Here is a 23,993-nt window from a genome sequence, read left to right as displayed (position 1 = left end):
AAGATCTACTACTCCCTCTATTGTATCGATTATTGTTAGTTAACTGTCGCTTCCGTTGCGACCGAGATCATTTCATCTGTTGACGTGTCTTCAGGGATTGCTTCTTCCTTCTCAGGGAACAGATACTTTTCAAGCCACTGCTCTTGCTCCCAAAGTACATGTAAAATACTTTCTCGTGCTTTATACCCATGGCCTTCTTCTGGCAACATCACCAGCCTTGCATTGGCACCTAAACCATTCATTGCAGCAAACATACGTTTAGACTGCATAGGAAAAGTACCTGAGTTTGGATCTTCCTCTCCATGGATCATCAACATAGGTTCATTGATTTTTTCCGCGTGGAAGAAAGGCGACATGCTGGCATAGACGTTTTGCGCTTCCCAGAAGTTACGCGGCTCACCTTGGAAACCAAATGGCGTCAAGGTGCGATTATAAGCTCCGCTTCGTGCAATGCCAGTGGCAAACAAGTCACTATGGGCGAGTAAGTTAGCCACCATAAATGCTCCATAAGAATGCCCTGCAATCGCAATGCGCTTAGGATCTGCTATACCTTTTTCTACTAAGGTATCAACAGCAGCTTTCGCACTCGCAACCAATTGCTGCCTAAATGTATCATTTGGTTGTGTGTCGCCAGCCCCGACAATCGGCATCGTCGGATCATCAAAAACAGCAATACCTTTTGCTAAATACGGCATTGGCCCCCAATAGCCAATATATGGGAATTGATAAGGCGATTCACGCACCTGCGAAGCAACGGCTTTATCTTTAAACTCGAGCGGATAAGCCCACATCAACACAGGTATACGGCCTTTTGATGGGTCATAATCTGTAGGAAGATAAAGATTACCGGATAGCTCAACGCCATCATCACGTTTGTACTTGATTTGCTCTTTTACAACACCTTTAAATGCAGGATAAGGGTGCGCAAACTTAGTTAGCTGCTCCAAAGTATCAAACTGTAAGTCACGGACAAAAAAGTTGGGTTGTTCTTGGCGTGACTCACGCACGGTAATAAAGCGCATACCTTCGTCATCTAACATTGCACGCACTCTTTCGTAATAAGGTTCGCTCGACTGCCAAATACGAGTTGAAGTATTGGTTTTTACGTCAAAACGATCTAAAAAAGGAATGTTGCCTTTCTCAGATGCACCGTTGCCCGTTAAAAACAAATACCTGCCTCCAACTAACTTCAATACTCTTGAACCTAAATCACTATTTTCATATACAAAGTTGCCAGGATCTTTGTATGCATCATTATAACTGCGCTCTGAAAACACCATGCGATTTTGCTCTGGATTACGCGGAGAAAATACAGAAGAACGAATACTGCGATCGGCAAAGCGCCATTCATTCAAAATCGCAACATTGTTATCAGCCCATTCAATACTTGAAAAACGACGCTCTACTTTTGCGAAAAGTTCAGGTTCCTTTTTGAATGGCGAACTAATCGTATAAAGGTGGTCATGATAGTCAACCTCCACACTCATATCCCCACCATCTTGCGCTTCGGCCCATATCAGTGTCGCGCCATGGTCGTCACGCCATTGGATCTTTCGAGGCCCTTCTCTCACGCTATCAAAGCCCGCAGGCAGTGCGTCGGCTAGCGGTTGTCTTGCAACTTCAAATAATGGATAGCCACGCATTCCCCACACTTGCCATACCGCTGGAAAACGGCTGTAAGGCACTTGGAATGAGAAGGGATCTGCCATCATACCAACCACTAGATTGGTAGAGTCTGGCGAAACAGAGAAATGTTTAAGATACGTTGGATTACCAATTTGCTGCGCGCTGGCATTCAGATTTAGCTTAATTAACTGCCCCTCAGAATAAAACTTAAATAGCTGAATATCATAGGGACTAGACAATAAATTCTGATAAGTGCGTGTTGATGCTTTTTTGCCAGATGTGGTTTGTATTATTGGCGTTAGGCTGGATTTATCTTTTGCGCTTGGCTGTTTGCCATGATTAATAGCAATATTCGCGATAATTGCAGTACTGTCTGGCAACCACTGATATGGCGTTGAAGTCACCACGCCATTTAATGTTGATTGAGTAAGCTGTTTAAGATTGCGCTGCTCAATATCGTAAGCCCAAAGCGTAGCACTATTTTCTTGTTCAAGAATAAACGCAAGATAGCGGCTATCTGCACTCCAGCTTGGAGACTTGATCTTGCCTTTAGGTAGACCTGTCACCTTAATTAAGGCACCGGTTGCGACATGTTTAAACTCAATAGAGCTATATTGGCGGCTGGAGGTCCGCATAAAGGTTTGCGGATTGAACTTTATCCCCGCAAGCGCTTGCTCTGGCTGTCTAAGCTCTTCGAGCGTGAGTACCCTATTGCGCTGTAACAATGCCAACCAATTACCATTTGCACTCAATTTAGAGGTTGGGATCAATGGTGCATCAACAAGCTTTGCCAGCTCTGGAGAAGGTGTCATGTAGCCTTGCTCTTGTGCACATACCGTATATGATACGGTAGTCATTAATATGATAAATGTGATTTGTTTTAATAATTTCACTGTATTTACCTATCTTCGGCGTTTAGCAGGTGATCATATAACGATTATCGGGAAATGTGCAGAGATTTGCGATTTAATGCGATGAAAACTTGATGTACACTTAGTCACTTAACCAGCCATAATTGATACGAATTAGCATGAACAACGATAAAAAACTCGCTAAGGTTACCATTTTTGATGTTGCCGAAGAGGCACAAGTTTCTAAATCAACAGTATCCCTTGTCCTAACGCATAGCGATAAAGTCAGCGATAAAAGCAAAGAGAAAGTACTAAAAGCCATCGAAAAGCTGGGGTATGTTTATAATCGCGACGCAGCAGCGCTACGTAGTAAAAAGTCTAATCTTGTTGCGGTTGTTATCAACGACTTAACTAACCCGTACTCTGCTCAGCTTGCTGTTGGATTAGAAAAGCATATTTACGCATTAGGTATGGTGCCTATGCTGGTCAATACAGGCGAAGACTTTAATCGCCAACGCCAAGTGGTTAACACACTTAAAGAATACAACGTTTGTGCTTTTGTTATGGTGCCTGCACCAAGTACTCCACGAGAGTGGCTGGACCAATTGGCTGACTCTGGATTTCCAGTTATTACCATTATGCGTGAAGTGGCCTTCGCGAAAGCCCCCTGTATTCTACCTGACAATAAAAAAGGGACTCACCTAGCAACGACTCACCTCATTGAGCAAGGCATAAAAGACATTGCTTTTCTGGGTGGTACTCCCGAAATTTCAGATTACCATGAGCGACTGTCTGGTTTCCAAAGCGCTCTAAAGCTCAATGGATTAAATGAAGCGCAACCTGCGATCGCTGCTCCAACCAATCGCCAAGGGGGCCGAGAAGCGTTTAATACTCTCATCACTAACCATAAAGAGATAAAAGCTATCGTTTGCTTTAGTGACGTCATTGCATACGGTGCAATTGAAGCCATGCGCGAACATGGACTGGTACCTGGTGAAGACATCAAAGTTGTCGGTTTTGATGACTTGCAAGACTCCCAGCTGATGAAACCCGCATTAACGAGCGTTAGAATTGATGCCGACGACATCGGTAAGCGGACATGCCATACGTTATCCGAAATTTTAAACAAATCGCAACCTGCCGTTAGAACCCTAGTGGATGTGTCATTGCAGATCAGAGAATCATCGTAACTCTTAGCGCTTAGCGCTTAGCGCTTAGCAATAAATGTAGCGCTGATACCTGTTTATAAAAAATGCAAATATTTGCGGCCAAAACTATAGACATTACTGAGAATCTGGATAGAATTCGCAGCAATCTTGGCCGCCAAATTTACCTATGCAAATAGTCTGTTGCGAATATCAAATTCGTGTGCAAAAACATAACTAAAATCTAGTAAAAGCAATGATATGTACCTTACTAGCAGCGCGTACCCATGATGAGCTCAGTTTGATTTTTTTAATTTCAAACACCATACTTTTTTAACATTTTCGCCAATTCGCTTCATTCAGTAGAATTGGCATTACATATTTAAGGTTCTCTTTCGTTGAATAACGCAACCTTTACAGAGAAACGCCGCTTTATTGTGAAGTTAGGCAAAATGCTTCACAAATACGGTACCCCTGCCTATCGACTCGAAGCACATTTAATGGAAATAGCCACTCACCTAGGGCTAAAGTCTTCCTTTGTCATGTCTCCGACATCTGTCACTTTTGTAATTTGGACCGAAGGTCATGAAGAAGAATATACCCATGTGGCGCGAGTTGATCCCGGCGATCATGATTTAGGTTCATTGGCAGATACGGATGACGTCGCAACACGCGTGTTATCTGGTGAGCTTTCAATCCAAGAAGCTGAACAATGCCTTGAAGCCATTTTGCACGCTAAGCCCCCTTATAATAAGTTAATGACGGGTCTTGCATTTGCAACCTCAAGTGGCGCATTTGCGATGCTGATGGGAACTAGCTGGAATGACGTTTGGTGGTCGGCGCTAATATCGCTTGTGGTATACATATTCGTGCTTTGGGCAAGTATTTCCAAACGCGTAACACATATGCTCGAGCCTTTGGTCGCCATCGTATCAGCGGTTGCTGCCTGCGCTGTGTCTGTGTACATTGACCCGCAGGTCAACATCCGTTTGGTGGTACTTTCGGCCATTATCGTGTTTATACCTGGCTTGGCGCTGGCGCTTGGGTTTGCGGAATTATCGGCTCGTCATCTAGTGTCAGGCACCGCTAGAGTCATGGACTCTATTATGTTGCTCTTTAAGCTCTACTTCGGTGCATTTTTGGGGATCAGTTTAGGGTTTGCGTTTTTTGGACAAGTTGATTTTATACAACCATCACCATTACCACGTTGGACGGCTTGGCTTGCAGTGCTATTACTTTGTAGCAGCCTAGTTATTATCTTTAGAACAAAGTTACGCCATGCAAGTTGGTCACTCGCATCAGGCTTTATCGCCTACGCAGCCAGTATCAGCTCTGCGGTTTACTTTGATTATGCACTTGGTACTTTTGTAGGTGCATTTGCAGTGGGTGTCTTTAGTAATATCTTTAACCGTGTGGTAAATGCCCCTGCGTCCATTGTTGCAATGCAAGGTTTGATTGTGTTGGTCCCTGGTTCTAAAACCTATATTGGACTTAATTCTTTAATTGAAGGCCAAAGCTTTGTTCATGCGGACCATATTGGCCAACAAACCTTTTTAATATTTATGTCTCTTATCGCTGGCCTTATCTTCTCAAACGTTGTACTGCCACCTAAAAAGAGCTTATAACGCGCAAAAAGAACTGGAAAGGCGACTTTCCAGTTCTTTGTAGTTATGAATGTTAACAAAAAACAAAGCGAAATCACTCTAGTAAACTTAACTTAAACAGCACAAAATCCAGAAAAAATTATTTTATAACCATATATTTCAATAAAATAAGAAAAATCAAAGCAAAAAACCACCAAATTCATAACTATTCATTTCAATTCAAGATTTAACAAACCCCGCTGGTGTTTAATCTTTCTCGTGGTCAATCACAAGTAATACCAATTATCTTAATTAAGTGGTCTATTTTGAGGCGAGAAAACCTTGTCGATAACAAGGCAAAAATTTTGCTATTTAGTTGCTCTAAATAAGAAATTTTTAACGCAGTTAGCGTCAGATTTACTCCTTCAAACTGAGCAAGTATTAAGGCTAATTGGTATATGTACTCAAGGGGAATTTATGTTTCGCAATAACAAGAAAAAACTGGCTGTATTAATCAGCCAATCTTTGCTCGGCTCGGTACTTTTTGCACCGGGTCTAGCTCTCGCTGAAGAAAACAACAATCAAGAAGCAGCTAAAAATGGTGAAGTTGAAGTTATTCAAGTCAGAGGGATCCGTGGCAGCGTTGTTCAATCACTCAATACAAAAAGATACTCTGACGCCATTGTTGATGCAGTAACCGCCGAGGACATTGGCAAATTTCCAGATCAAAACGTTGCCGAATCGCTACAACGAATTACCGGAGTTTCAATCACGCGTAGTTTTGGTGAAGGTGAACGCGTTAGCATTCGAGGCACAGGTGAAAGCCAAAACCGGACCTTATTAAATGGTCAAGCCGTTGGCTCAGCGGACTGGTGGACTAACTCAGCGGCGAGCCGTGGATTTAACTACACAATGTTACCCTCTGAAATCATTTCTGGGCTTGAAGTTTACAAATCACCAGAAGCCGATATTGACGAAGGCTCTATTGGTGGAACCGTGATTGTTAGAACACGTAAGCCGCTTGATTTAGAAGCAAATAAAATTGCAGGTTCAATTATCGCACAGCACAGCGAAGTGTCAGGTGAAACCGACCCGCAACTTTCCGCTATGTACAACTTTAAGACCGATGATGAATCTTTTGGCGCCTTAATTTCTGTCGTGCGCCAAGAGCGCAACTTACGTCGTGATGGTATTGAAGCGTGGTCTTGGACCTATCGTGATATCACACTTGAAGACGGTACCGTCGTCGACAATGTCTACAGCCCTGGCGGTGGCGGCTCAGCAATGTTCTCACAGCAGCGCGTGCGCACGGGTATAAACCTCGCCTTGCAATATCGTCCAAATGAAAATATGGACATTATATTCAATGCGTTAGACTCTACACTTGAAGCCGACAATGAAAACCAAAACTTCCTGTGGTTACCCGGTTACGGCGGCTCACAATATACTGACATTACCGTTATCGACCACCCCGTAGTTGGAAAGATGGCCGTCGGCGGGACGCTTGGCTTATCACCAGATGGTAATAACATTCTGGATGAGACCAAAGTACGTAACTCTGAGCTCAAAACCAAATCGTACGACTTAAAAGTTGAACATCAAGGGCAACTTTGGGAATCTTCATATCACTTAGGTTACACAGAAGGTTCGGGTGGTTCACAAGCGGATCGCTCCGTTGGTTGGGAAGGCAACTATGTTCACAGCTTTGATGCGTCACAAGAGGAAGACGTAAAGACCAGTTATGCTGCCGATCCAAACGATGGTGATAAATGGAATTTAGGCTTTTTACGTTATGACAGCAATGATGCGAAAGATGATGAAACTTATTTTCAAGCCGATTTTAAACGCCCAATTGATGTCGCTATCTTTAACCAGATCAAAGTAGGCTTTAAATATCGTGATCACAGTCGTTTTAATACCAAACACACAACGGATAATCGTACCGACTTAAACTGGAGTCTAGCTGATTACTCTAAAGCCATGCCTTCTGATTACCTTTCAGGCATAGGCTCAGCAGGCACAACGCGCAGCTATGCAATCACTGATTCAGATAAAATACGCCAAGAAGGTGATGCGCTGGGTTGGAATTACCGAGTATTGAAGGCCAGTACTTTCGATATCAATGAAAAAATTACCGCAGGCTACATTAAAGCGAATCTGGATGCAGATGGTCTACGCGGTAATTTAGGCGTAAGGCTTGTAAATACCAAACAAACCTCATCCGCGTTTGCAGGTGAGTCGGGTGCAGAGGTATGGACAACGGAAGAAAAGGACTACTTCGACATTCTTCCAAGCATTAACTTGGCAATTGACTTAGATGACGATTTATTAATGCGTTTTTCTGCGGCACGAGTTATGTCTCGCCCAGATTACGCCGATATGACAGCATCAACCTCATACAACCTAGAAACACAAACCGGCACTGGCGGTAATCCTGACATCGACCCATATAGAGCGACGCAGTTTGATACCGGTATCGAGTGGTACTTTAGCGATGCAGGTCTTTTTTCTGCGGTATTTTTCTACAAAGATATTCAGTCGTTTATCGAGAGCCAACCAGCACTTGAAACTCACGAAGGTAAAGAAGTGCTGATCAGCCGCCCTGTTAATGGGAAAGCAGGCCGCATTCAAGGCCTAGAAGTGGGTTATCAACAAGAGCTATACGAAGGTTTTGGCGTTGCAGCTAACTATACCTATGTAGATGGTGAAGCCAAAGATGATGAAGGTAACGATATCACTATCCCAGGCAACTCTGAGCATACTGTTAACTTGAGTTCTTATTATGAAAACGAATTCATTAGTGCCCGTATCTCATACAACTTCAGAACAGGGTATGATACAGGTCGCGACTGGCCAGGATACATTGACGATTATGGTCAAGTAGATGCCAACCTTACCTATAACTACAATGAGAATGTGGCATTTATTCTTGAGGCCATCAACTTGACGGATGAACATACATTTAGCTATCAGGAAAAGGGAGTTGAGCAAGCACTAACGGGTGTCTATGCCGATGGAAGGCGTTTTAGCGCGGGGGTTAGATTTAACTTCTAACACCGAATAGCGAATGAAACTTTTACCGCTAAATCTGGTCTTATTAGTCGTAAAGAAATAGTTTCATGACTCGAATTAAGTCGCTTCCAAGCTAACACAGGTTCGACTTAGTAAACTCCCTGCCCGGAGTTCCAAAAAGCTGATAGCGTTTGCTATCAGCTTTTATTATTTAAATTTCCCTTATATTGTGGTTATATAGCCTATTAAAAATGGCCACAGCAACCCCAAAGAGCAGTCCGAGGATGAGTAATCAATAAAATGCGCAACAATCTCATTTCTGGGCTTATTTTTTCATTTTTTCTGAGTATAAGTTGGCAGACAAAAGCCGATCTTTATGATGCTACCCTCGCCTATCAGAATGAAGAATTCACTCTTGCATTTTCTGAATTCAATCGCCTAGCTCAGTTAGGTAATGCAGACGCCATGTATAATCTTGGGGTGATGTATTTGTACGGTCAAGGAACCGAACAAAGTGCCGCAAATGCCTTTGCTTGGTTTTCATTGGCTAAAGAGTTCGGTATTGCTGAAGCCTTTCAAACTGCGCAACTCGTTTTGCAGCAGTCCGACGACCAAAGTGGCCTAAAAGATTTCGTAACACTTCAAAAAAATCGTTTGGCAGACACCTACTTACTTGATTCAACACTTGCCCGGCTCAAACAACCCAATATCGTTTCTACGCCGAGTAAAACTCACGATGTATTACCTGACTATCCTGATGAGGCCGTACGACAAGGGGTTGAGGGCTGGGTTTGGTTAGAGTTTGATATCGACCAAAGCGGTAAGGCAACCAATATTGAGGTCGTAGATAGCTACCCCAAGCATATATTCACCGCTAGCCTGTTAAATGCTGTAGAGAAGTGGCGATATAGTGGACCAAAGCAAGCACACACGCTGATTTACCATTTTGCGACATATAAAGGCGAGCAATATCGCGAAACCTTAGCCATTCAAAAGAAGGCCTACGAAAAACAGCTAAAGCAGAATATCGACGCTGCAGAACGTGGTGTGGCGCAAGTACAATACTATATTGCTAACTGGTTGAGTATGAAAGATTACAACGCGTATCAGCTGCTGCGCTATCACTGGCGCGCTGAAGAACCAGAAAATGAATTATATTTAGCTGCAGCCAAAAATGGCTTGGACTTGGCACAATATCGCTTAGCAACTCAACTTATCAATGTGGGAGAGCATCGACTTAGTGTACTTTGGCTTGAACACGCAGCACAAACCATGGATATCGCAAAATATCGCTTAGCACGATCACTACTTACAAACACAGAGCTGCAAGATACTCCACGTGCGTTACAAGTACTTACCGAAGCTTCGAACAACGGCCATTTGCGCTCCACACTTCTATTAGCAAACACTTATTTAACTCGTCTCAACGACAAAACTCAGGCAAAGGCTTGGCTGCGTCATGGTCTCACCATCGATCCCGAACACCCTGAACTGCTGCTACTGTCTGCCAAGCTTACAGATAATCAGGCAGAGGCCAAGAAGCTTGCCTCACAAGCATTGAAGTCGGCATCACAGCGCAATTGGAGTAGTAAAGCAATACGCTTATTCCAGCAAAAGCTAGCTAACTAACTGTACCCAACCTGGGCTTCGTAACATTGATGTCTTCATCGGTCACCGTACTCCAGTAATACTATGTCACTTTCATAGTTGTTGATCCGATTGAATACTACCTGACTGCCATCAAAGCTTGATAATACCTGTAACTCGGTAAACCCCGCGTAAAGGTGCAACCCAATTGGTTGAATTTCTTCGACCTTGTTTTCACTACTTAAATAACGATAAAGCACCAATTGGTGGCCTCTTTTCAGTACAAAGTAAACCCCATCTCGATATACTGCAGGCTGATAAAGAGATAAAGACCCACGTAACTGCTCTACATCAAATGTCTCAGTGAGCGCAGTAATTAGGTATTCCCTAACTTGTTCTTTATACCCCACAAAGCTAGGGTTCTTTTGAGTAAGCGGTAAATCAGGTGAGTGCGTTACCAGAGGTTGTTGCTCACTGCGCCCTTGAGATACGGTAAATTGCCATGCCTGCCATTTTGCTTCCGCCGAGAGCTTCGCTCGATAATACAGGTTTCTACCATCCTGTGACCAATGCAAGTCGGCAATTTCGGCAAAGTTATCAACTACTTTTTTCACCTCTTTAGTAAAAGAGCTTATTAAATACACTTTGTGCGACTTTGATAATACGGCGAGATATTCGTTATTAGGCGACAGCAATAGCAAAATAGGCACTTCTCCCAGCGGCATCGTACCAAGCAAACTCGACGTTGGCCGAAAAGCATGTTTATGCCACAGCTCAAATTGTGGCGCATCATTATTTTTGGTTGTCACCGAGGCATACACAAAATGTGCGCCATCATCAGACAATGCGGCAAGTAGGTCCATTCGAGCGGGCGACGTCAACTGCTTTTGCTGTGCTTCGCTTTGTACGTCTACAGCAAGCTGATAAAAGTTAATTTCAGCCACGCCCTCAGTGTGCGCCGAAGCACGCAAGTTCGCATTGACATCAATCTCAGATATCGCACCAAATCCGGAGTATAATAACTGTTGCTCACGACCTTTAAGTACACTCAAGTTTTGTTTGGCGATAATAACCGTATCGTCCTCATAACCATGACTCAATGCCGAAAAAGACTGCTTGGAGAGTGTGGTGGTTTGGCTTTCAAGGTCCCCAAGTTGCCCCAGATTAAGCCGATAAACGCCCTGCTCTTTTACCTGATACAACAGCGTTTGTTGGTTAACTTGATAATGTGTTACATCGCGAATAGGCAACGCCGTGGTGTTGAGCACTTTAGGTTGATTATCCGCAAAAGTGACCGCTACAGATTGCAAATAGGTCCCAGCTTTATCCCAAGACTTAGTGATAAAATGGCCCGCTCGATATTCTAGCCAAGGCGCTGAGTCTTGTGCACTATTACAGCTGCCAAGCACGCTATCGCGCGCTAGTCGCCACATTTCTATTGGACCTTTAACGTGTAACGCCCGTACTTCACAGGAAACCGGATCCGAGCGCGAATAAATCAGCCAGTTACCATCTAAAGACCAACTTGCCGACTCTTCACTATAACCGCTGCTTTTTATCGTATGGGTTGTTTTGGTCTCAAGATCATAGACCGCCAAATCAAATTGATCGGCTCCCTCAGCTAAATAGCTGTAAGCTAAATAGTTACCATTTGGAGAAAAGCGCACAAAGACTTCAGCACCCGGTGAGGACGTGATCCGAGTTGCTGTGACGGGCTGCTGTTGCAAGTCACTTTGCCACTGCTTGGTAATAAAAACGCCAAGCAAAGATACCACAAGACCCATAAAAAACCCGAGCAGCGCAAATTGCGCACCACGCCCACGAGACAGCTCCTCTACTTGCTCAAGTAGCGTCGGGGCTTTTTTGATTTGTGCAATACATTGATAACCTAGGCGCGGTACCGTTTTAATTATTTTTGGCTCGTTTGAACTATCACCAAGCAGCTTACGTAGTTGTACCACCAGTTGACTAACGGAATTATCACTGACGATAGTACCGGGCCATACGATATCTAAGATCGCATCTCTAGTAACAACCTCTCCCTTGTTAGCAATCAATAGACGCAATAATGCTGCATGCTTCGCTTCGATGCTTCTCCAAGAACCGTCAACACACACAGATAAATTGCTCAGGTCGACAAGTATCTCATTGATTAAAAAACGTTTTTCTAGGTTTTCAACCATCAACTACTAAAAATTTGTAAAACTATGGTTAGGCTCGTAATAAAAGCGTATTATGAGTATCAACTAAAGGTAACTTACTCGTATTATAAGTTGAGCACAATGTCAGAATTTCTCATCCGAACAGTTTCTTGTAGCGCATTCTTTATCACAGCTGCAAGTTATGCCGTTGAGCAAAATCAGACAGCTGAAAATACCATAGAACGCATCGAAATCCGTGCCTTCCATGACAGCGTTGTCAAGTCTCTCAGTAATAAACGTCACAATCAACAAGTTTCAGATACGATCAGTGCTGAAGACATAGGTAAGTTTCCAGATAAAAACGTCGCAGAGGCGCTACAACGGATCACCGGTATCTCACTCTCTCGAGCACAAGGTGAAGGTGAACGGATCGGCGTGCGAGGCACAACCCCTGAGCAAAATAGAACTTATTTGAATGGTCAATATCTCGCCTCCGCTGATTGGTGGATCTCAAGTCAGCCAAGCCGAGGCTTTAATTTTACCTTATTACCCAGTGAAATCGTCTCTAGCCTCGAGGTGTTCAAAACACCACAAGCTATGCAGGATGAAGGTTCATTAGGTGGTGCAATCAATATAAAAACCCGCGACCCTCTGCTTACGCCTTCAGGCTATGGCGTTATTACAGCCCAGTTCCAATACAGTGACTTGAGCGATAAACTCGACCCACAATTATCTGCAATTTATAACTACCATAGCGAAAGTGGCGACTATGCTGTGCTTTTTACCGCAACACGACGAGATCGCAGCCTCAGACGCGACGGCCTAGAATCGTGGGGGTGGCACGATAGAACATTATACCAAGGTGATGATGATACTTGGTATGCCACCCAGCAGACCCCACAAGACAAAAGCCAGACGTTATGGTTTCCAGGAGGTGGGGGTTCCGCGATTTTTCAGCAGCAAAGAGAGTTGCAAGCTTATACAGTCAATGCCGCATTCCAGCTTTCCCCACGGCTTAGGTTAAATAGCCACTTACTTTATTCTCATCTAAACGCAGACAACAACAATCAAAACTTTCTCTGGCAAAGTGCAAAGTCTATTGACCTAGGCGGCGGGGTAACCGATTTACATGTACAAGATGGTACTTTGGTGAGCGCCCACTATTTACCCACAGCTGCGCCGTTCAATACCAGCATGGAAGCCATTTGGCGAGACTCGCAGATCAGCACTAAAAGTGCTCATCTAGACTTGGTCTATGATGGCATTTATTGGTCAAGCCAGTTTCAAGTGGGTCTAAGCCACGGTTCAGGTGGCACCAAAGAAGACGTCACGTCACAGTTTTCTGCTAACACCCGTTTTCATGTTGATACGTCAATGCGAAAAAACATCATCGCAAGTTATGGGGCTTCTCCGTTAGATGCGGCGAGTTGGTTTATCACCGAAGCTCGAAATGACAGCCAAGATGGCAAAGATAAATCATACTTCGCGCAAGCCGATTTTGCGTACGATATCGACTTTAAACAGGTCGACGCGATTAAGTTTGGCATTAAACTCAAGGACCATCAACGGGACTTTTTGCGCTATCGCTCAAAAGATGGAGGGCTTGATGGTCTAGCCGGCGAGCTTGGCACTACACTGGCCGCCTATCCGGGCACTTTTGTGGATGATTATTTGCGCGGCGTAGGTAGTGCAAACACCTTAAAAAACTACAGTTATGCCGATATTACACTGCTCGCCAAAGACTTCGATACGCTCAATTTTGAACAAGAGATAGAAAAAGCCAGTCGATTTCATATTACAGAAAAAACCGCCGCCGCTTACGGTCAAATGCAACTCGCTGGTGAATCCTATGCAGCCAACATTGGGGTACGGGTGGTCAAAACCTTTCAAGACTCTGCCGCATTTAAACGTGTCGCCTCCCCCATCGAAGCACCCGACAGCTATGTTTGGCATGAAGAATCTCGGGATTACATCGATATTCTACCCAGCGCCAATATCAAGTTTGACTTAAGCGAAAGTCTGGTTGGCCGTTTTTCCGTTGCGCGCGTCATGTCACGAGCGCAATTTCATCACCTTATGCCCTCAACTAATTACAACGTGACCCAAGCTCAAGGACAAGGTGGTAACGCCAGCTTAGATCCATATAGAGCGGCGCAGTTTGATGCCAGCCTTGAGTGGTACTTTGACGATGCAGGACTCGCCTCAATCGCCTTATTTAACAAAGATGTGGAGTCTTTTATTGAGTTTGAGCGAAAGCTTGAGCGTCATGAAGGTATTTTGATGTCTATCGATAGGCCCAGTAATGGCGCTGGCGGCAGTATCCGTGGCGTTGAACTAAGCTACCAGCAGACACTTGCGTACGGATTTGGGTTAATCGCCAATTACACCTATGTTGATGGAGAACGTGACAACGCTGACGTTGGCTTACAGAACAAAGTGCCAGGCACCTCAAAACACAGCGCTAACCTCACCGCTTACTACGAGAACCACCAATTTAGCGCACGGCTTAGCTATAATTATCGAACCCAGTTTGCCACCGGTGTAGGCGAGACCATGATGGATAACTACGGTCAGTTAGACGGCAGCCTCACGGTGAAATTAAGTGATAACCTTGATGCACAATTTGAGTTTATTAATTTAACCGACGAACAAATCTATACCTATGATCGCAATGAGTACGCACCAACAGGGGTATATGTGAATGGTCGGCGCTACTACGCGGGGCTAAGGTACCAATTCTGATTTGCATGATAATTGCGCCTGTACAAACCCTAAGAATAAATCTAGCTTTGCAGAGTGCTCTCGTTTCACTTTATATATGGCATGCAAAGTAACTTGGGGCCTATTTTGCTCGGGAAACAGCTCAACCAAAGCGCCCGAATCAATATCCCGTTGGCAGAAATAAGACGGTAGCATGGCAATCCCCAATCCTGCCAACACCGCCTCTCGAATGTGAAAGCGACTGTTCGCTATCAAATTACCTTGCAAAGCATAACTTCGAGTTCCGTCATGCCAACTATCTTCAACATGGTTAAGTTTAGATAACAACATATTGTGCCTACTCAGTTCATCTAATTGCTCAGGCTTCCCGTGAGCCGCTAAATAGCTGGGCGTGGCAACAAAAGTTGAGTTTATATTGATTAATTTCAAGACATAAAATTGACTGTCTTTAAGTGCAGCAGAGAGCCTAAAAGCGACATCAATCTCATCTTCGATTAAATCCTGATTTGCTGCGGTAAACATCAGCTCTAACTTTATTTGCGGATAGCGCTTTTGAAAATCGATACAAATTTGGCTTAGTAGCATACGCCCTATCGTATTTGGAAAGGTTATTTTTAGATGCCCGGATTGATGCACACCAACTTGTTCAACTTCCTCTTCCAAATCGCGTAGCGCGCGAAGGATCTTTTTCCCTTTTTCATAAACCAACTTACCGGCATCAGACAAGGCGAGTTTACGGGTTGTTCTATTTAAAAGTACTTGTCCATAAGACGACTCTAGCTGCGCTATCGATTTACTCACCGCTGAAGTCGTGGTACCGAGCTGCTCTGCAGCTCGACTGAAGGAGTGTTGCTCAGCGACACAACATAATATTTTAAGTAAGTGAAGTTTATCGTATTCCTTTCTCATTATTTCCTCTTAGGAAAAAGTCTTTACACCAAATGAATATATATTAACTAAAAATAAAAAGTAAACTTAACTCAAAAGAAAACAAAGGACATCAACATGATCACCACGTCGTGCCACTGCGGCCAGATCCACTATCGTATTTTCACCACGACAACAGCCAACGAAATATGCACTGGTGTGCAGTTTATTCAGGCTCACGGTCTGATCGAAAACCCTTGTAAATCTCTCGAACGATTTGTGGTGCCGCATTCGAAAGCTCAAACCATCCAAGAGCATGGTTTTTGCAAACACTGTGGTGCTTCTATCTACATCATGGATGACAAAGGCAACATTTCATATGCACTTAATTACCTAATGCCGTTTCAGGCTGATTATTCAGGCGCGCTGAATTTTGGCCTATAAAAGATAACGGTTTTGCTTTATCAGACTTAACCGACAATTAATCGCAAACATTGGTTTTTATTCTGGTGACAAGTAGAATGCCTAAAAACTTCATCTTGAAGTTACAACAAGTGAATGAAAATTTAGGATAAATAATGAAACTACTTAAGTCTGCTTTGGCTTTAGCAATGGGCTTCACCAGTGCTGCAAGCCTCGCAAGCGATACCATCACTATTGAAGACATCCCAAAGATCCAATCGGTAAGCTCAACGTCGGTGAGTCCTGACGGCGAACTCGTTGCTTATACTCGCTCGGTACCGCGCGAGCTTTACGTTGACCAAAATGGTTCTAATTACAGTGAACTTTATGTGGTTGACGACGAAGGTGTAGAGCGCCCATTTATCACCGGTAAAGTGAGCATCTCAAGCATCTCTTGGTCGGCCGACGGTCAGTTCATTTATTTCCTAACCAAGAAAAAAGAAGACAAGCAACGCGCCCTTTATCGCATCGCGGTAAACGGTGGGGAAGCACAGAAAGTGCTTTCACTAAAAGGAACTGGGATCTCGGCTTATAGTCTAAGCCCTGATGGCAAACAGGTTGCAATCCTTGCAATGCCAGCTGCCGATAAGTCAGAAAAAGAGCTGAAAAAGCTTGGTTTTATGGCTGAAGTGTATGAACTGGGTTTAAAAAACAAACAGCTTCATATCATTGATCTTGCAGCATCAGAAAAACCGCTAACTCCAGCGGCACTGAACATCGAAGGCTATGTTAGTGAAATCAACTGGGCTGATGATGCCTCTAAATTACTGGTAAAAACCCAGCCAACAGCGCTTATTGATGACAAGTATATGAAGTCACAATGGCATGTGCTTGATGCGAAAACACAACAAATTACCACTTCGTTCAAAACAGAAGGTAAACTTGGTACCGCAGAGTTTTCTCACGATGGTAAATACATCGCGATTTTAGGCGCTGAAGACAAGCATGACCCGGCAACTGGTCGCTTATACCTTGCCGATGCGCAAAGCGGCAAAGTAGAAGAGTGGATCCCAAACTTTATGGGTCACATCGGTGATTTTGAGTGGTCAAACCGCAAAAACCAGCTGACTTTTGTCGCAAACGTCGGCGCTGAGAGTTTTGTTGGCCAAATTAAAGTTGGCTCAAACAAATACAAGAAGCTTATCAAAGAAGGTAAGTTTATCGCATCGAACCTATCTATCTCTGACTCAGACAAAACCATTGCCCTACGTGCAAATACCGCTAAGCACCCAAATGAAGTGTTTGTGATCCGCTCAAGCAAGGCAACTCGTCTATCAAACTCAAACCCGTGGTTAGACAACAAACGGTTTGCAAAACAAGAGGCTATTAACTTCAAAGCCCGCGATGGCGTTGAAATTGGTGGCGTATTAATTTATCCACTTGATTACCAAGAAGGTACACGTTATCCACTGATCATGTCGGTGCACGGTGGCCCTGAAAGCCACGATAAGAATGGCTGGCTCACGAGCTATTCAGATCCGGGTCAAATGGGCGCAGCACGCGGCTATGCGGTATTCTATCCAAACTACCGTGGTTCGACAGGTAAAGGCGTTGATTACTCAAAACTTGGCCAAGGTGACTACGCAGGTAAAGAGTTTGACGACTTAGTAGATATGAAAGAATACCTAGTCAATACCGGTTTAGTAGACACTAAGCGTGTTGGTATTACTGGTGGCTCTTACGGCGGTTATGCCTCAGCTTGGGGTGCTACAAAACTAACCGAACACTTTGCAGCAAGCGTGATGTTTGTTGGGGTAACGAACCAACTATCTAAGTTTGGTACTACCGATATCTCAAACGAAATGTACTTAGTGCACGCTCGCTCTTACCCTTGGGATAAGTGGCAGTGGTACCTAGAGCGCAGTCCGATTTACTGGGCTGGTCAATCAAAGACGCCATTACTCATTATGCATGGTAAAGATGACCCGCGAGTACACCCAGCACAGTCTATGGAGCTATATCGCTATATGAAAGTGCAAGGTAAAGACGTACGTCTAGTTTACTATCCAGGCGAAGGCCACGGTAACCGCAAAGCTGCGGCTCAATACGATTACAGCTTGCGCTTGATGCGCTGGATGGACAACTACCTAATCGAAGGCAAAAAAGACATGCCAGATTATGAAATTGACCACGCGGCGAAGCTAAAAGCCGTTAAAGGCGCGAATAAATAAGTAAGCCAGCTTAATGTTTAAGGGCGCTAATTGGCGCCCTTTTTTATCAGGGAAAAAGATATTGCTATTAACTACAATCCAACTCGACACCGAGCGATTCACACTTAGATCCCTAACCTCACAAGACGCCGAAGCGCTATTTGCCATATTCTCAGACGCAGACGTCATGCGCTATTGGAACACGCCACCTTGGGAATGCCTTGACGATGCAACGCAATTTATCAAGCAATCACATGAAGATTTGACTACGCAACAAGCGATCACACTGGCCATTGTTTCGAAAAGTGATGAAACATTAATTGGTAAATGTTTACTTTTTAGCTGGGATAAAGAGTCACGTCGCGCCGAAATTGGCTTTGGTATTGCCAAATCTCACTGGGGGCAAGGTGTCATTCAAGAAGCGGGCTCTGCACTCATTAACTATGCTTTTTCAACACTGCAGTTGAGGCGTATTGAAGCTGAAATTGATCCCGCTAATATCGGCTCAGCCAAAGTGCTAACAAAACTTGGATTTACTAAAGAAGGTCACTTACGTGCTCGCTGGGAAATTGCTGGTGAAGTCTCAGACTCTGCACTATTCGGCTTACTTGCAAGCGACCTTCAATAAAGCAAAGACTAATACCCAAAGGTTTAGATAACGCGTTACCTTTGTTTGTATTGGGTTTTGCAATATCCGCGATTGACCGCTTTGCTTCTAAGTTTAATATGCTTAGTGTTACGGCCATTTACTCGTTGCCGCCATAGCCTAAAACTGCTGGGTTTTAGGCTACAACGCATCAATTTTATCACTTCAGGTTCACTAAGCTCAAACTGTCGCTCAATAGCTTCAAATGGCGTCCTATCCTCCCACGCCATTTCAATGATCCTGGAAATTTCTGAGTCACTAAATTGCACTTGCTTAACCTTCCCCTAATTAAAAGCAAAGATACGTATCGAGTAGCTCATTAGATTAAAAATACTTACGTCCAATCAATATTCCCATCGCAATGCCGATAGGTAAGGTGTACATGATTTGCCCAGATGCAACGCCCACGGCTGTGCCAATTCCTGCGCCGATAGCCAGCCCCAGACCTATTTTTCGATTGGCATTTTGTTTATCACATTTCATTGATTGTTCCATCATCTAAACCAGTAGTTAATGTGGCAAAGTAATGAAGAAATGTAAACCACCTTATTTGCTTAACAATCAGTGCCCGTCACGCTTAAACCAAGCCTGTAAAAACTCGATACATTGAAGTACCGCGGCTGGCACAAATTGGCGTGCGGGATACAGTGCATATAAGGCTAGCGTTGGCTTGTCAGCGTGCTGCAAAATACTAACTACCTCGCCCTTTTCAAGTGCTTCTCTACAGGCAAATTCAGGTAAAACCCCTATTCCCAAATGGCTTTTAATTGCCTGCAACATAAAAAGGACATTGTTCACTTTAAGGGAGCCTTTTATTCGCACACCTTCGTCTAATGGCCATAAGTTCTTGCGTTTTGAATAGCTGTATTCAAAACAATTATGATGAATTAAATCTGGTGCTGATTCGATTGCAGGGTGACTCGCTAAATATTGTGGTGAGGCGCATACATGATAGCTAAATTGAGTAATTTCTTTTCCTATATAACTTGAGTCAAACGGACGACTGGAAGCCCGAAAACCTAAATCGAATCCCTGTTCTACTAAGTCGATATCCTCATCTCCTAAATGTATTTCAAGATCGACATCGGGATACGCTTGCATAAAATCGGCGAACATTGCTGCCAAGCCAGTGATCCCAAGCACCATTGGCACATTCACCTTTAGCTTACCTTTTGGTGCTTGCTGCGACTCTTGTATGAAGGTGTCTGCATCCTCTAACTTATTGAGAATATCCTTAGCACGTTGTAAATAGCCTTCTCCCACATGCGTGAGCTGCAAATTGCGCGTGGTGCGATGTATAAGCCGCGCACCAAGCTCAGCTTCTAGTCGGCTGATCTCCTTACTGATCATGGATTTGGATGTATTATATTGCTCTGCAACACGAGTAAAACTGCGTACCTCAGCCAGTTTTACAAACATTTCTATCGCTCGTAGCTTATTCATACTTTCCTTGATTATTGTTTCCACTATGTGAACTCTTGGTTCTCATTGTAGCTATATATCAAACAACATCTAGTTTATACACTGAGCTTGTCTTTTAGCCAAGAAGCAAATGAGGAAAACCATTATGTATACGTTATATTACTTACCAGGTGCTTGTGCGCTAGCAACGCAAGTCATATTAAGAGAATTAAAACAACCCTTCGAACTGGTTGACAAACGCGGTGTTGATAACTTTTTAGCCATTAACCCAACAGGTAAAATCCCGGTTCTTAACGATGGCGAAAACTGCTTAGTAGAAGGCGCTGCAATCCTACTTTATCTACTCAATAAACACGAAAATAACCTTCTTCCTCAAACTAATGTTCTTCAAAAGCAACAAGCGATAGAAAACATTCTGTTTGCCAATGCTACTATGCACCCGGCTTACAATCGTCTGTTTTTTGCCACAGGCGCAATCGCTGATGAGCATGCACGCCAGCCATTTTTAGAAGCGGCAGCGGTTGCCATCAACGAATTATGGGTGTTAGTCGAGAAAAAGTTAGCGCAGCAATCATTTTTAGGCGGCGATCAGGTTTCCACTGCGGATATCATGCTGGCTGTATATGCGCGTTGGGGCGCCTATTTTCCAGTCGACATTATCATTCCAGAAAAAGTCAGCAAAATGTTAGCTGCAGTTGAGGCAAGGCCCAGCTTTATCGCCTCGATAGCAGCTGAACAAGCACACAGTGCAGACGCATGAGCTTAATATGACTAAGCCTATTTTCAAACTACAGGATTTAGACAAAGTAACTGCGGTTATTCAACAATATTTTGAAGGGCTACACCAAGGAGATATTAAAAAGTTGGATGCAGTTTTCCACGTTGACGCGGTGCTCAAAGCTCCTGGAATGAGGCGCACCAAATCACAGTGGCTAGATTTGGTTTCATCTCGACAAACGCCCGAAAGCCAAAGCGCTGCTTTTAATTACCGTATTTTGTCGGTGGATGTTGTAAACCATCAAGCAATGGTCAAGCTGTATTGCCCACTGTTTGAACATCACTATATCGACTTTATTGGTTTACTTAAAGAAGATGGACAATGGCGTATCGTCAACAAAATGTATGATGATCTGTAGGAGATAACCAATGCCAATCATCAATATTAAAATCACGAAGGAAGGCGTTACGCCTGCTCAGAAGCAAGCCTTAATAAAAGGTGCAACTCAGCTTATGGTGGATGTCCTTGATAAAGCGCCACATGTTACTTTTGTTGTCATAGAAGAAGTTGAAACTGACGACTGGGGAATAGGGTTTGATCAAGTCTCTATGTTGAGACAGCAAAACTTAAGTCCTAAATAACGCAATAAAAAAGAGGCATCAGATGGTGCTTCTTTACCTGCAAAGACAATTTTCTTGAAAAAGAATCTTATAAAATTCAGGTAAATAAAAACTTTTTTAAAAAAGTTTCTTGAAAAATATTTGCCTCGTCCATAGATAGTATTGTGAGGACGCCGACAGGGTCCCAACCCAAACTAAGTAAATGTTTTATATGCTATTTATTGGCTTTAATAGAAGCAATAAATAGCTTAATTATCGCTTTATGAGGATACAAATTATGCGTACAGTAGACCTATCTCCACTTTATCGTTCATTCATCGGTTTTGACCATTTAGCACAGTTAATGGATGCAGCATCACGCAACGAAAAGCAACCAAGCTTTCCGCCATATAACATCGAAGCCACCGGTGAAGACAAATACCAAATTACCATGGCTGTTGCCGGATTTACCGAGCAAGAGCTTAGCCTTGAGTCAGAAAACAATACTCTGACAGTGAAAGGCGAAAAGCAAAACAAAGAAGACAAAGCTGAGCGTAAATTTATCCATCAAGGTATCGCAGAGCGTAACTTTGAGCGTAAATTTCAACTTGGCGATCACGTCAAAGTGATTGGCGCAGGACTTGAAAACGGCCTGTTAGTCATTGACCTTGAGCGCGAAATTCCAGAAGCACTTAAGCCAAGAAAGATTGAAATTGGCAAAGGCAATCTCATCGAAAATAGATAATCGATTGAGGTCACTTCCCCCTGTTTTTACATGATGTCACGTTTCTAAGTCGCCCTCGGGCGACTTTTTTGTTTGCAAAAATGTATGAGCTGACTGTAACACTAGAAAAAGGTAGATATAGAGGTCAGCGCAATGCTAAATCCAACCTGAAGCTTACTTGTTAAGATTCAACTCGCTTTTAACAACTAACGTAATTAAAATACAAGAAGAGAAAACTAAAATTATCCCCAAAAATATAAAGTGCCAATTTGGGTGTAGCAAATCTAAACTATATTGGTATGATGTCCAGCGAGTTCGATCCTCGCTATATATAGGTGAAGCTATCCACTGATAAACACTATAGAATTCCTTAAACACTCCTAAGAGCATCGACAAAACTCCTGCCATATAAAAGAGCCTAGATACCCATATAACAGTTTGAAGTGACTCACTTTTCACTCTATGAAAAGGTAAAAAAATCATACTTTTCCTTAAGATTTAATATTTGGTCAAAACATAGCATTCAATGGTTTCAAACGCCGAAATTGTTTCCCCGTTTTAAGTATTACTAGTGATATTACATGCAGTTAAGTTAACCAAGCAACACTTAAAACCGTGCCGTATCACACTTATTTTTTATCAAAGGCGCTAAGTTGATCTATATTTTTCTATTTGTGACGATCACAGGTCAAGCAATCACTTAGCTATTAGTGATAGAAGTAACTTACATTTCCTGCATCTAGCTGCCAAAAAATAGGTAAAAAACTCCAAATGTAACTGTGATGTCGTTAAATTTAAAGATCAGAAGAGTCTGAAAAACAAACAAAAAAAGCTTGGCTATTAAGCCAAGCTTTGGGTGCGGTGCGAATAACCGCCTTACTCTTACCGACTATGATCCTTCACTTTACTTCCCTAATGACATCCAAACTCTCAATTTGGAGCTCAAAGATTCTGATAGCGATGCCTCGCTGTAAGTATTCCTTTATACCAGTTTGTTTAAACTTGCCCGAAAAAAGGCGCTTAGTTGAACAAATCAGTAATGATGCCAAATAACTCAACAATAATCATAATCTTTGAACTCTATTCCCTGCTCCCTGACATCAGTTCCTTTTCCTCTGTCACTCCCTTGCGCAGGTAAATCTGCTTCTCCAGCTCTAATTAGCCTTTAAAGTTTGCAAATTCTGTTTCGCTTAGCTCGCCGTTTGCATCAACGTCTAGCGCTTTAAATTGCTCTGCAAGTGCAGTATGCGCTTGTGCTTCACTCATGCTGATTGTGCCGCTTTGATCTGTATCTAGCGCAGCGAAGTCTTCACCCGCCATTGCATTAACAGAAGCGAAAGATAAACCTGTGATTGAAAGTGCAATTAGTACGTTTTTCATCATTTATTCCTCAAAAATTTAAATACTGTTCGTTTTATAAAATTGGAGGGCTACTGTTTAGCCTTTAAAGTTTGCGAATTCTGTTTCGCTTAGCTCGCCATTTGCATCAGCGTCTAGCGCTTTAAATTGCTCTGCAAGCGCTGTATGCGCTTGTGCTTCACTCATGCTGATTGTGCCGCTTTGATCTGTATCTAGCGCTGCGAAGTCTTCACCCGCCATTGCATTAACAGACGCGAAAGATAAACCTGTGATTGAAAGTGCAATTAGTACGTTTTTCATCATTTATTCCTCAAAAATTTAAATACTGTTCGTTTTATAAAATTGGAGGGCTACTGTTTAGCCTTTAAAGTTTGCGAATT

Annotated in this window: 20 protein-coding genes; 12 read left to right on the top strand and 8 right to left on the bottom strand. The window is 43.2% G+C overall.

Annotated features, from left to right (window positions below):
• Positions 1–35 precede the first annotated feature (35 nt).
• Positions 36–2,519 (bottom strand): prolyl oligopeptidase family serine peptidase, encoded by a 2,484-nt coding sequence (locus L3V43_RS16340; RefSeq protein ID WP_237117006.1) that lies wholly within the window; start codon positions 2,517–2,519, stop codon positions 36–38.
• Positions 2,520–2,656: 137 nt separating this feature from the next.
• Here L3V43_RS16340 and L3V43_RS16335 point away from each other — a divergent pair, with 137 nt between their 5' ends.
• The 4 genes from L3V43_RS16335 to L3V43_RS16320 all read left to right on the top strand — a co-directional run bounded on the left by L3V43_RS16335 (position 2,657) and on the right by L3V43_RS16320 (position 9,846).
• On the top strand, positions 2,657–3,667 hold the full coding sequence (locus L3V43_RS16335; RefSeq protein WP_010604256.1) for a LacI family DNA-binding transcriptional regulator: 1,011 nt from the start codon (positions 2,657–2,659) through the stop codon (positions 3,665–3,667).
• Positions 3,668–4,020: 353 nt separating this feature from the next.
• Positions 4,021–5,247 carry a threonine/serine exporter family protein gene (locus tag L3V43_RS16330; RefSeq protein WP_017217546.1) on the top strand — a complete coding sequence of 409 codons (1,227 nt, stop codon included), beginning with the start codon at positions 4,021–4,023 and terminating at the stop codon, positions 5,245–5,247.
• Positions 5,248–5,682: 435 nt separating this feature from the next.
• Positions 5,683–8,259, top strand: coding sequence for a TonB-dependent receptor (locus L3V43_RS16325; RefSeq protein WP_227387779.1), 2,577 nt, complete (start codon positions 5,683–5,685; stop codon positions 8,257–8,259).
• 258 nt (positions 8,260–8,517) lie between these two features.
• Positions 8,518–9,846 carry a TonB family protein gene (locus tag L3V43_RS16320; protein WP_235367896.1) on the top strand — a complete coding sequence of 443 codons (1,329 nt, stop codon included), beginning with the start codon at positions 8,518–8,520 and terminating at the stop codon, positions 9,844–9,846.
• Between the two features lie 35 nt (positions 9,847–9,881).
• Here the strand turns inward: L3V43_RS16320 and L3V43_RS16315 are convergent, their stop codons facing one another.
• Positions 9,882–11,987: a winged helix-turn-helix domain-containing protein gene (locus L3V43_RS16315; protein WP_102058503.1), complete on the bottom strand. Its 2,106-nt coding sequence runs from the start codon at positions 11,985–11,987 to the stop codon at positions 9,882–9,884.
• A 99-nt stretch (positions 11,988–12,086) separates the two neighbouring features.
• On the opposite strand from L3V43_RS16315, the gene L3V43_RS16310 reads away from it, so the two are divergent.
• A complete protein-coding gene (locus tag L3V43_RS16310; RefSeq protein ID WP_235367898.1) occupies positions 12,087–14,687 on the top strand; it encodes a TonB-dependent receptor in 2,601 nt (866 codons plus the stop codon).
• Here L3V43_RS16310 and L3V43_RS16305 read toward each other — a convergent pair.
• The gene (locus L3V43_RS16305; protein ID WP_102058501.1) at positions 14,670–15,575 is read right to left on the bottom strand and encodes a LysR family transcriptional regulator; all 906 of its coding nucleotides are present in this window, start codon (positions 15,573–15,575) and stop codon (positions 14,670–14,672) included. The two genes, L3V43_RS16310 and L3V43_RS16305, sit on opposite strands and share 18 nt — an antisense overlap.
• 96 nt (positions 15,576–15,671) lie before the next feature.
• On the opposite strand from L3V43_RS16305, the gene L3V43_RS16300 reads away from it, so the two are divergent.
• The 3 genes from L3V43_RS16300 (at position 15,672) to L3V43_RS16290 (ending at position 18,773) form a co-directional block, all read left to right on the top strand.
• A complete protein-coding gene (locus tag L3V43_RS16300) occupies positions 15,672–15,977 on the top strand; it encodes a hypothetical protein (protein ID WP_235367899.1) in 306 nt (101 codons plus the stop codon).
• Between the two features lie 134 nt (positions 15,978–16,111).
• Positions 16,112–18,166 (top strand): S9 family peptidase, encoded by a 2,055-nt coding sequence (locus tag L3V43_RS16295; protein WP_237117007.1) that lies wholly within the window; start codon positions 16,112–16,114, stop codon positions 18,164–18,166.
• A gap of 61 nt (positions 18,167–18,227) precedes the next feature.
• Positions 18,228–18,773 (top strand): GNAT family N-acetyltransferase, encoded by a 546-nt coding sequence (locus tag L3V43_RS16290; RefSeq protein WP_102058628.1) that lies wholly within the window; start codon positions 18,228–18,230, stop codon positions 18,771–18,773.
• A gap of 35 nt (positions 18,774–18,808) precedes the next feature.
• On the opposite strand, the gene L3V43_RS16285 is transcribed toward L3V43_RS16290, so the two are convergent.
• The 3 genes from L3V43_RS16285 to L3V43_RS16275 form a co-directional block, all read right to left on the bottom strand.
• The gene (locus tag L3V43_RS16285; protein ID WP_010604266.1) at positions 18,809–19,060 is read right to left on the bottom strand and encodes a TIGR03643 family protein; all 252 of its coding nucleotides are present in this window, start codon (positions 19,058–19,060) and stop codon (positions 18,809–18,811) included.
• A 55-nt stretch (positions 19,061–19,115) separates the two neighbouring features.
• Positions 19,116–19,274, bottom strand: coding sequence for a hypothetical protein (locus L3V43_RS16280; RefSeq protein ID WP_019647622.1), 159 nt, complete (start codon positions 19,272–19,274; stop codon positions 19,116–19,118).
• A gap of 78 nt (positions 19,275–19,352) precedes the next feature.
• Positions 19,353–20,234 carry a LysR family transcriptional regulator gene (locus L3V43_RS16275; RefSeq protein WP_237117008.1) on the bottom strand — a complete coding sequence of 294 codons (882 nt, stop codon included), beginning with the start codon at positions 20,232–20,234 and terminating at the stop codon, positions 19,353–19,355.
• 124 nt (positions 20,235–20,358) lie between these two features.
• On the opposite strand from L3V43_RS16275, the gene L3V43_RS16270 reads away from it, so the two are divergent.
• The 4 genes from L3V43_RS16270 to L3V43_RS16255 all read left to right on the top strand — a co-directional run bounded on the left by L3V43_RS16270 (position 20,359) and on the right by L3V43_RS16255 (position 22,275).
• A complete protein-coding gene (locus L3V43_RS16270) occupies positions 20,359–20,973 on the top strand; it encodes a glutathione S-transferase family protein (protein WP_237117009.1) in 615 nt (204 codons plus the stop codon).
• 7 nt (positions 20,974–20,980) lie between these two features.
• Positions 20,981–21,349 carry a nuclear transport factor 2 family protein gene (locus tag L3V43_RS16265; protein WP_010604269.1) on the top strand — a complete coding sequence of 123 codons (369 nt, stop codon included), beginning with the start codon at positions 20,981–20,983 and terminating at the stop codon, positions 21,347–21,349.
• A 10-nt stretch (positions 21,350–21,359) separates the two neighbouring features.
• Complete coding sequence (locus L3V43_RS16260; RefSeq protein ID WP_095728319.1) at positions 21,360–21,572, top strand: 4-oxalocrotonate tautomerase family protein; 213 nt, start codon at positions 21,360–21,362, stop codon at positions 21,570–21,572.
• A 256-nt stretch (positions 21,573–21,828) separates the two neighbouring features.
• The gene (locus L3V43_RS16255; RefSeq protein ID WP_237117010.1) at positions 21,829–22,275 is read left to right on the top strand and encodes an Hsp20 family protein; all 447 of its coding nucleotides are present in this window, start codon (positions 21,829–21,831) and stop codon (positions 22,273–22,275) included.
• Between the two features lie 1,137 nt (positions 22,276–23,412).
• On the opposite strand, the gene L3V43_RS16250 is transcribed toward L3V43_RS16255, so the two are convergent.
• On the bottom strand, positions 23,413–23,634 hold the full coding sequence (locus L3V43_RS16250) for an EF-hand domain-containing protein (RefSeq protein ID WP_017217565.1): 222 nt from the start codon (positions 23,632–23,634) through the stop codon (positions 23,413–23,415).
• 57 nt (positions 23,635–23,691) lie between these two features.
• The gene (locus tag L3V43_RS16245; RefSeq protein WP_010604272.1) at positions 23,692–23,913 is read right to left on the bottom strand and encodes an EF-hand domain-containing protein; all 222 of its coding nucleotides are present in this window, start codon (positions 23,911–23,913) and stop codon (positions 23,692–23,694) included.
• Positions 23,914–23,993 lie beyond the last annotated feature (80 nt).

This window comes from Pseudoalteromonas sp. L23 (assembly GCF_021728455.1).
In the GTDB taxonomy this organism is placed as follows: Bacteria; Pseudomonadota; Gammaproteobacteria; order Enterobacterales; family Alteromonadaceae; genus Pseudoalteromonas.
This window is presented reverse-complemented; position numbering and strand designations above follow the sequence as displayed.